Annotated in this window: 10 protein-coding genes; 6 read left to right on the top strand and 4 right to left on the bottom strand. The window is 40.7% G+C overall.

The genetic code is table 11. The annotated features are described in order from the left end of the window. The coding region (locus tag AX660_RS22795; protein ID WP_131811791.1) for a LysR family transcriptional regulator at window positions 1-129 on the bottom strand (129 nt) is incomplete at its 3' end. A 218-nt stretch (window positions 130-347) separates the two neighbouring features. Here AX660_RS22795 and AX660_RS08280 point away from each other — a divergent pair. Next, window positions 348-665 carry a hypothetical protein gene (locus AX660_RS08280; protein WP_068375487.1) on the top strand — a complete coding sequence of 106 codons (318 nt, stop codon included), beginning with the start codon at window positions 348-350 and terminating at the stop codon, window positions 663-665. 226 nt (window positions 666-891) lie between these two features. On the opposite strand, the gene kdsA is transcribed toward AX660_RS08280, so the two are convergent. Together kdsA and AX660_RS08270 are read right to left on the bottom strand one after the other, a co-directional pair. Beyond that, window positions 892-1,743 (bottom strand): 3-deoxy-8-phosphooctulonate synthase, encoded by an 852-nt coding sequence (gene kdsA / locus AX660_RS08275; protein WP_068375484.1) that lies wholly within the window; start codon window positions 1,741-1,743, stop codon window positions 892-894. Window positions 1,744-1,874: 131 nt separating this feature from the next. Then, window positions 1,875-2,564, bottom strand: a complete 690-nt coding sequence (locus tag AX660_RS08270; protein ID WP_157884316.1) for a substrate-binding periplasmic protein — start codon at window positions 2,562-2,564, stop codon at window positions 1,875-1,877. Window positions 2,565-3,093: 529 nt separating this feature from the next. On the opposite strand from AX660_RS08270, the gene miaB reads away from it, so the two are divergent. From miaB to lnt, 5 genes are all read left to right on the top strand, one after another. Further along, window positions 3,094-4,524 (top strand): tRNA (N6-isopentenyl adenosine(37)-C2)-methylthiotransferase MiaB, encoded by a 1,431-nt coding sequence (miaB, locus tag AX660_RS08265; protein WP_068375480.1) that lies wholly within the window; start codon window positions 3,094-3,096, stop codon window positions 4,522-4,524. 79 nt (window positions 4,525-4,603) lie between these two features. Further along, a complete protein-coding gene (locus tag AX660_RS08260; RefSeq protein WP_068375477.1) occupies window positions 4,604-5,656 on the top strand; it encodes a PhoH family protein in 1,053 nt (350 codons plus the stop codon). Next, window positions 5,656-6,177: an rRNA maturation RNase YbeY gene (gene ybeY / locus AX660_RS08255; protein ID WP_068375473.1), complete on the top strand. Its 522-nt coding sequence runs from the start codon at window positions 5,656-5,658 to the stop codon at window positions 6,175-6,177. Before AX660_RS08260 ends, ybeY begins: the two co-directional genes overlap by 1 nt. A gap of 87 nt (window positions 6,178-6,264) precedes the next feature. Then, window positions 6,265-7,125 carry a CNNM family magnesium/cobalt transport protein CorC gene (gene corC, locus AX660_RS08250; RefSeq protein ID WP_068375470.1) on the top strand — a complete coding sequence of 287 codons (861 nt, stop codon included), beginning with the start codon at window positions 6,265-6,267 and terminating at the stop codon, window positions 7,123-7,125. Between the two features lie 17 nt (window positions 7,126-7,142). Next, entirely contained in the window at window positions 7,143-8,693 is a 1,551-nt protein-coding gene (gene lnt / locus AX660_RS08245; protein ID WP_235594690.1) for an apolipoprotein N-acyltransferase, read from the top strand. Here the strand turns inward: lnt and AX660_RS08240 are convergent. Then, window positions 8,690-9,688, bottom strand: a complete 999-nt coding sequence (locus AX660_RS08240; protein WP_082768809.1) for an adenosine deaminase — start codon at window positions 9,686-9,688, stop codon at window positions 8,690-8,692. The two genes, lnt and AX660_RS08240, sit on opposite strands and share 4 nt — an antisense overlap. Window positions 9,689-9,716: the final 28 nt, after the last annotated feature.

The following is a 9,716-nucleotide window of genomic DNA, read 5'->3' as shown; positions in this document are numbered from 1 at the left end:
TGCTTTTACCTGATGACTGACTGCTGCCTGAGTGACAAAAAGTTCATCCGCCGCACGAGTAAAACTCAGATGCCGCGCAGCAGCTTCAAAGGTTTTTAGTGAATTTAAAGGAGGAAGACGACGACTCATTTGCTTATTTGTTCCAGACCAACATGGAACCAGTTTATAACATTAGTTTTTCTAATGCCAACCAATAGTAAAAGTCATTTTAATGTTTAAAAATAATTGTTTATTATTTAATCGTGATAAAAATTTATTGTTTTAAAACAATAAGTAACGTCGCAACAGCAGATTAACAAAATACAAACACAAATATCACAAACATTACTAATATTAAGGTTCATTACATGAAAAATATATTTAAAAAATTATCCATATTTAAACTTGCCGTACTTTCTGCCTATGTATTCGGCCAAGTCGCAAGTGCAGCTACCGCTTCGCAATTAGATGACGCTGTGATCACGCAAAATAGTGAGTCGCACATTGTTGCAGAAATTAAAGCAGGTTTCGCCGATTTATTGGCTGACCTTGGTTTTCCTGAAGTTAAACTTCAAGCTAAAAAGCAACTACTGCACAGCACCAATGAACAACAAGCAACTGAACTAGTCAGCGCAGCTACAGCACAATTGCCAGAATATAAATTCAAAGTGGTAATTGCAGATTAATAGCTCTGCCTAACTAGCACTTATTTTGTACTACCGTAAAAAATTAAATTGATCTGCTGATTATTTAATCTTAGTAAGTAATGAGCTATGCGCCGTTAAAGGCGCGTAGCGTTACTTACCCAACTATTGCTTTAACACTCTCGCTTTAACCATCCAGCTTTGCGTAACATACCTCGCTAAACGCTAATCCCTTTGCTTCAGGCAAGGTTATTAAAACGCAAATTTACTATCTCGCACTGGTATCCAGTGGTGCAAAACCTTTAACTAATTCATCTAAAGCTAAGATCTGCTCAAGATAAGGACTTAACTTGTCGAGTTTAAGCGCACAAGGGCCATCACATTTTGCCTGATTAGGTTCAGGGTGAGCTTCAATAAACAAACCAGCTAAACCAAGAGCCATACCACTGCGCGCCAATTGTGCAGCCTGCGCACGACGACCATCGGCCGAATCTTCACGACCACCAGGTTTTTGCAAGGCGTGGGTAGCATCAAAGATCACCGGTGCATAGGCTTTCATTTCGTCCATGCCCAACATATCAACTACTAAATTGTTGTAACCAAAACACGAACCACGTTCACACAAAATGATTTTGTCGTTACCCGCTTCCCCAAACTTTTTAATGATATGGCGCATTTCGTGAGCAGCTAGAAACTGTGGTTTTTTAACATTAATAACAGCATTAGTTTTGGCCATAGCCACAACCAAATCGGTTTGACGAGCTAGGAATGCAGGTAATTGGATAACATCCACCACTTCGGCCACCGGTGCAGCTTGATGGCATTCATGTACGTCAGTGATTAAAGGCACATTAAAGGTGCGTTTAATTTCTTCGAAAATTTTCAACCCTTCTTCCATACCCGGACCACGGTAAGAATTAACCGACGAACGATTAGCCTTATCAAAAGAAGCTTTAAACACAAAAGGAATGCCAAGTTTAGTGGTGACTTCTTTGTAATATTCGGCAATAGACATCGCCATATCCCGCGATTCAAGTACATTCATGCCACCAAAAAGTACAAAGGGTTTATCGTTGGCGACTTGAATATCACCAATAGTAATAGTGTGTTGATTTTGCATTTGCTTTTTGCCTAAAAAATTCAAAAGGGATGACTAAGGAAGTAAGGATAACAAGCCACAGTAAACTTGGGTATCTCAAATGCGCACGATGGGAAAGCTTTCATTTACAGCAAATATAAAAGCCCGCAATCTCAATGTTGGTAGTGTTCGTTTCTGATTTTAATAAAATCATTATTATCAACCGCCAATTTCAGCATTTTTTCTAGTGCATCTCTGTGGGGATACAAGCTGCTTTTTTTACTAATAGATACATAATAATCTTCATAATTGTTTGGCTGGAATACTGAAGTAGTAATTTTATCTTCAAGGCCCATACTATGTAAAAGAAGGAAAGTAATTTCTTCATGATGCATGAAACAATCAATTCGGCCTTTTAGTAGCATTTCTATTTTTTGTTTCAAAGTTGGGACCGTAATGACATTAATATCGTTGGTTTTTGTTGTGTTTGAAGGTAACAAGTATTCGCTATTATAAGTCGTTGCGATTCTTGCTTTTTGCAAGTTGGCAGTGCTTTCAAAGCGGTTTTTATCTGTGGTAAGGATAAAAAGAGTTTGTCGTAAGTTTTCATAACTCGGCTGGAGAAAAACAATATCATCCGCAACATCTTTTTCTTTACGCATACCTACCAACAAATCGATCTGACCATTGTGTAGCTCCTTTATACGTCGAGCAAAAGGCATTGCAGCTACATCAAGATTCATATCCATTTTATTGGCAATAAACTGTAAATACTTAGTGTGTAAACCATCTGGAAACTCAGGTGATACTGCCGAATGAAGAACCTCTTTTGCAAACACATTAACGCTAAGTAAAAAACTCATTGTCGTCCAAAAACAAATTATTCTGAGTATCATTTTGTTTAAGGCTCCTGATATCGCACCATTATAAATCTTTATAACAAGTTATGTTCGACTAGAAAAGTAGAAACTATTATTCGCGCCTTAACCTAGTACATCAATTAAAAACGGTATCATATATTAGATATAACCACCGATAGAGAGTATTTATTTATACTTTAATTTTATTTCGGATAATAGTTAAAAAGTTATTAAAGGTTGAAATGCCTAAACTAATTTTTAATGTCTGTTTTCAGCTACTCTGACTACGCAGCCAGCACTACCTGCAATCATCTGCGCTACTATTAAAAGAAAGCCACCTTAAACTATGCTTAAAAGTAGCTTCGCAACCAAATAACCCGTAAAATGCGCGGTTCATTTTTAGCCACTAGTGATTATCTAAACATCTAGTTTGGCAACCGAATTAAACGCGAAGAAATACAATCTCTCCTCTTGGCTTGAATTGTGTAACGTTAGCTGTCGGACTATTTTGAGAAAGGTACCTAAATTTCGTATGACTAAGAAGCTTTTTATTAAAACCTGGGGCTGCCAAATGAACGAGTATGACTCGGACAAAATGGCCGACTTACTGGATTCAACACACGGTTATGAGTTAGCTGAAACGGCTGAAGAAGCAGATGTGATTTTGCTAAACACCTGCTCAATCCGTGAAAAAGCCCAAGAAAAGGTATTCCATCAATTAGGTCGCTGGAAAAATCTCAAAAAAACCAAACCCGATTTGATTATTGGGGTGGGCGGCTGTGTCGCCTCACAAGAAGGTGAAGTCATTCGCCAACGAGCACCTTTTGTCGACATGGTATTTGGTCCACAAACCCTGCATCGCCTGCCTGAAATGATCAATAAGCTAAAAGGTGGCAGCAGTTCAATCGTAGATATCAGCTTTCCAGAAATTGAAAAGTTTGATCGTTTACCAGAGCCAAGAGCTGATGGCCCTACGGCCTTTGTATCGATTATGGAAGGCTGTTCAAAATATTGTACCTTTTGTGTAGTGCCCTATACCCGTGGTGAAGAAGTCAGCCGCCCGGCTGATGATGTATTGCTTGAGATTGCTCAACTTGCCGCTCAAGGTGTGCGTGAAGTTAATCTATTAGGCCAAAACGTAAATGCTTTCCGTGGTCCTAACTTTGATGGCAGCATTTGTACCTTCGCTGAGTTGTTAGAGTTGGTTGCCTCGATTAACGGTATTGATCGTATTCGTTATACCACTTCCCATCCGGTTGAATTTACCGATGATATTATCGAAGCCTATGCGCAGATCCCCGAATTGGTTGATCACCTGCATTTGCCGGTGCAGTCAGGTTCAGACCGCATTCTTAATCAAATGAAACGTGGCCATACGGCTATCGAATACAAATCTAAAATTCGTAAACTGCGTAAAATTCGTCCTAATTTGAGTATGTCTTCGGACTTTATTATTGGTTTCCCAGGTGAAACGGATGACGATTTTCAAGCGACTATGGACTTGATCCAAGCCATGGATTTTGATTTGAGCTTTAGCTTTATCTACAGTGCGCGCCCTGGTACACCGGCTGCGGATTTACCGGATGATGTGACTGAAGAAACCAAAAAGCTACGTTTACAATTATTGCAACAACGTATTAATCAACAAGCACTGCGCATTGCCAGTGGCATGTTAAATACCGAGCAACGTATTTTAGTTGAAGGCCCATCGAAAAAGAATCCGATGGAGCTTACCGGCCGTACTGAAAACAACCGTGTGGTTAACTTTGAAGGTCAACCAAGTATGATAGGCAAATTTATTGACGTTAAAATTACCAGCGTTTTTGCCAATTCCTTGCGTGGTGACGTGCTTAGAACAGAAGACCAGATGGACTTGCGTAGCGCCGTTACACCTCAAGCCATACTAGCTAAAAAATCTCCCGTTATTAACGACTTAGGTGTTGGCCAGTTTGTGCCAAACTAACAGCGATTCATCAAGGTGGAGAATGCTTAGCTTCTCCGCCTTTGTTATCTAATCAGAGAGTTAAAAAGAGTTTAATATATTGACTAAATTAGTGAGTAATCAGGTTTATTTAGAACCTTCCGACCATAAACGTCTCGCCAGCTTATGTGGCCCTTTTGATGACAACATCAAACAACTAGAACGACGTTTAGGGGTAGAAATCACCTACCGCAATAATGAATTCAAAGTACTCGGCCCCGCCCTGCAAGTCACAGGCACTATCGAGCTGTTAAAAAATCTGTATATTGAAACTCAAGCAGTAAGAGGTGAAATACCTGATCTTGAGGCCAATACAGTTCATCTAGCCATACAACAATCGACTGTTTTAGAACAAGACAGTAGTGCGCAAGCCTCGACATATGGCAAAGAAATCACAATTAAAACCAAACGGGGTGTCATCAAACCACGTAACCCCAATCAAAACCAATATGTGGCCAATATCGTTAATCACGATATTACGTTTGGCGTTGGCCCTGCCGGCACAGGTAAAACCTATTTAGCTGTGGCTTGTGCCGTAGATGCACTAGAGCGCCAAGAAGTGCGGCGAATATTGTTAACTCGCCCAGCAGTAGAAGCCGGTGAAAAACTCGGATTTTTACCTGGTGATTTATCTCAAAAGGTTGATCCCTATTTACGCCCTTTATACGATGCATTGTTTGAAATGTTAGGTTTTGAGCGGGTTGAAAAACTGCTAGAGCGTAATGTTATTGAAGTTGCGCCATTGGCCTACATGCGTGGCCGTACCTTAAACGATGCCTTTATTATTTTGGATGAAAGCCAAAATACTACGGTTGAACAAATGAAAATGTTTTTAACCCGTATCGGTTTTAATTCGCAAGCTGTGATCACCGGTGACATTACCCAAGTGGATTTACCTCGTGGAGTACGTTCGGGTTTACGTCATGCCATTGAAGTATTAAAAGATGTTAACGAGATTTCTTTTAACTTTTTCAGCGCCCAAGATGTAGTTAGGCACCCTGTTGTGGCCAGCATAGTCATGGCCTACGAAGAACATGAACGCCAAAAAGCCCAAGAAAAAGCCGAAGCACAAGCTACGGCTCAAGCAGCTCAATTACAAGGGCAAACATCCTGATGAGCGCCATACTCGATTTGCAAATTGCCACTGAGCAAGCTGACATTCCATCAGAACAGGATTTTAGTCTGTGGTTAGAGCACGTTTTTGCCGCGCTGAGTATTAGCGATAAAGAAATAACTATTCGCATCGTAGATGACGCTGAAAGCCAGCAACTCAATTATCAGTATCGCAGTAAAAACTCTCCCACCAATGTATTGTCGTTTCCATTTGAAATGCCCGACTTTATGGGCATGGATGATGAAGAAAATGCTGAACATGACGATAACCATGTTGCCAGTTTGGCGGAAGCTGAGTTTAATTTGTTAGGTGATTTAGTGATTTGTGCCCCCGTGGTGACTCGAGAAGCAACAGAGCAAAATAAAACACTTAAACATCATTGGGCCCACATGGTAGTACATGGAACCTTGCATTTATTGGGTTATGACCATATAAACGACGATGAAGCCGAAGATATGGAAGCTTTAGAAAGGCAAATTTTACAACAATTAGCCATTGACGACCCCTATCAAAATCATTAAAGATAGCGATCGTTAAAACGCCGAGTTTAGTTGTTAGCTTTATTACTTAATAACTAAGCAAAATCGAACCAACAAAATTATGAGAAAATGAGCGAAGATAATCCCCCATCTAGTAGCGGTTCTGCCAACAAAGGTTGGCTGGATAAAATAGTCCAGTCATTCGCGACAGAACCGAAAAACAAACAAGACCTCGTTAGTGTTATTCAAGAGTCTGAAAATAGCGGCATCATTAATCCTGAAACTCGTGAAATGATGGAAGGTGTGATGGAAGTCAGTGATCTTAGGGTCAGAGACATCATGATCCCTCGCGCACAGATGATGACAATAGACATTGACGAAACGGTTGAGGAGTTTATCCCTTCAATTCTCGAATCAGCGCATTCCCGTTTTCCGGTTATTAGTGAAGACAAAGATCATATCGAAGGCATATTGTTAGCCAAAGATTTGCTTGAATTTGCCTTTGATCCCAGCAAAAAATTAGTCTTAAAAAATATTCTACGTCCAGCAGTGATCGTCCCCGAGAGTAAACGGGTAGACGTCTTGCTCAAAGAATTTCGTCAAAAACGTTATCATATGGCCATAGTCGTTGATGAATATGGCGGCGTGTCGGGTTTAGTGACCATTGAAGATATCCTCGAATTGATCGTGGGTGAAATCGAAGATGAACACGACGACGACGACAAAGAAACTGACGATATCAAGCCCTTAAACAAACATACTTATTCGGTTAAAGCCCTTACGGCTTTAGATGATTTTAATAAGTTTTTTGCCTCCAAGTTTGATGAAGAAGAAGCTGATACCATAGGTGGTATCGTGCTACGAGCCTTTGGTCACATGCCTGCCCGTGATGAAGAAGTTACGATTAACAATATACTGTTTAAAGTAACTAACTCTGATAAAAGACGTTTGGTGCAACTCAAAGTCACCCTGCCTGAAACGGAAGAATAATTCTGCTAGCAAGCTCATTGATTTTAAGATTATTAGTCGCGCTGATATTGGGCGGCTTATTAACATTGGGCTATGCACCGTTTTCACAGTGGTGGCTAGTGCCAATTGCCTGCACTGCTTTTATTTATCTGTTAACACAAACGGGTAAAACTCATTCTTTTAAACTTGGTTTTGCCTATGGTTTAGGCTGGTTTGGTGCAGGTATTAGCTGGGTTCATGTGAGTATCGCCGATTTTGGTGGTTTACCACTCATTGGCTCACTGAGTTTGATGTTGTTGTTATGTGGATATCTAGCGCTGTTTCCTGCGACTTTATTCTACTTACTCACGCGTTATTTTAAAGTCCAATTATGGCCTCTCGCCCTGCCCTTTATGTGGTTGGTAATGGAATGGCTTAGAGCGACTTTGTTCACTGGATTTCCCTGGTTGTCCCTCGGTTACAGCCAATTGCACGGGCCACTCAGTGGTTGGTTTCCCCTCGTTGGAGAAATAGGTGTAAGTAGCCTGTTAGTTCTGCTATGTGGCGCAGCAGCTTGTTGGTTATTGGCAAATATAGGTAGCAAAGGCCACAGACAAGCAGGTGCTCTAATCATTGCCACGGTAGTCATCAGTGGTTTAACCCTTGAACAACATCCATGGGTTAAGCTCAGTGGTAAGGCCGCTAAAATTGCTATGGTGCAAGGTAATATTCAGCAAGATTTACGTTGGGTGCCAGAACAAGATTTGCCCACCATGCTCAAATACCAAAACATGAGCAATGCCCACTGGGATGCCGATGTGATTATTTGGCCTGAGGCTGCCGTGCCCAAACTTGAACCTGCAGCAGTCGACTATTTACATAAGTTAGACAAACTGGCGGTATCTCACAATAGTGCATTGATCACCGGTATCGTTAATTACAATTTTGAAACCCGCGAGGCATACAACAATTTACTTACCTTAGGCTTAAAAGACCAGCCAAGTACCGATGAACAAGATTTAAGCCTGCCTCGTGGACAATATTATTATGGACACGGTAACCGATATGCCAAACATCACCTCTTACCTATAGGCGAATTTATCCCCTTAGAGAATTGGCTACGTAAGCTGGCACCTATTTTTGATTTGCCTATGTCGTCGTTTTCTAGAGGGGAATATCAACAAGCAAATTTACGCGCCAAGGGCTATTATTTTGCTCCCGCTATTTGTTTTGAAATTGCTTTTCCTAATCAAATAGCGGCAAATCTATATGAACATACTAATTTTATTATTACTGTCAGCAATGATGCTTGGTTTGGCCATTCCCATGGTCCTGACCAGCACCTTGAAATAGCGCAAGTTCGCGCCAAAGAATTTGGTTTACCTGTACTACGAGCCACCAATAATGGTATTAGCGCTTTTATTGATTATCGTGGACAGATCCAAAGTCGTTTACCACAGTTTGAAGCGGCGGTACTGAGTGACACTATTCCCTTGGTTCAAGGCAACACCCCCTATCGATTATTAGGTAACTGGCCCATGTGGTTGCTGTGCCTACTGAGTTTTAGTGCCGCCCTATATTTCAAACAAAAAGAATCAGTTAAGTATTAATTACATTGTTCCAGCCAATGTTGTTTGGTTTCATCACTTAAAAAACTAGCGCTAAAGCTGTTTTGAACTAGCTGCCTGAGCTGTTCTTGGCAAATATCTAAATGATCTATTAAGGCATGATAGTTGTCGTTTAAATAACCACCAAAATAACTGGGATCATCGGCATTCACAGTGACCAATAAACCCTGCTCCAATAATTCCAAAATATTATGCTGGGACATATGCTCAAACACTTTAAGCTTGGTATTGGATAAGGGGCACACAGTCAATGGGATCTGCTTGTTTACCAAGTGCTCAACCAAACTAGCATCTTCAATACTACGTACACCATGATCAATACGATGCACATCAAGGATGTTGGTCGCCTCCCACACATAATCTGGCGGACCTTCTTCACCAGCATGGGCAACCCGTTTTAAACCTAAGTCTTTGGCTTTGGCAAATACTCGTGCAAACTTTTGAGGAGGGTTACCTAACTCCGAGCTATCTAAACCAACCGCAGTGATATGGGGTAAAAAGTCCTTGGCGTCCTCTAAAGTTTGCAAAGCACTTTCTTCACTCATATGCCGTAAAAACGACATGATCAATAAACTAGACTGCCCCCACTCTTGTTCAGCATATTGCATCGCTCTAACAAAGCCCGGCATAAAAATATCAAAACCTATACCACGTTCAGTATGAGTTTGAGGATCAAACATAATTTCACTATGCACCACATTATCCTCACGGCACTTTTGCAGATAGGCCGACATGAGTTGATAGAAATCATCTTCATCACGCAGTACTGATGCACCAAGATAATAGAGATCTAAAAAACTTTGTAGATTATGAAAATCATAAGCGTCGATGACCTCTTCAATAGAACTATAGGGTAAATCGACAGCATGTTTTTTAGCTAGACTCATCATTAATTCAGGCTCAAGTGAGCCTTCAATATGCAGATGAAGTTCAGCTTTAGGAAGCTTTGCGACCCAATCTTTAAGCTTGTTTTTCATCACCTTTCTCCCCTGCTTATTTGTACAT

This window comes from Paraglaciecola hydrolytica, assembly GCF_001565895.1.
GTDB classification, from domain to species: domain Bacteria; phylum Pseudomonadota; class Gammaproteobacteria; order Enterobacterales; family Alteromonadaceae; genus Paraglaciecola; species Paraglaciecola hydrolytica.
This window is presented reverse-complemented; position numbering and strand designations above follow the sequence as displayed.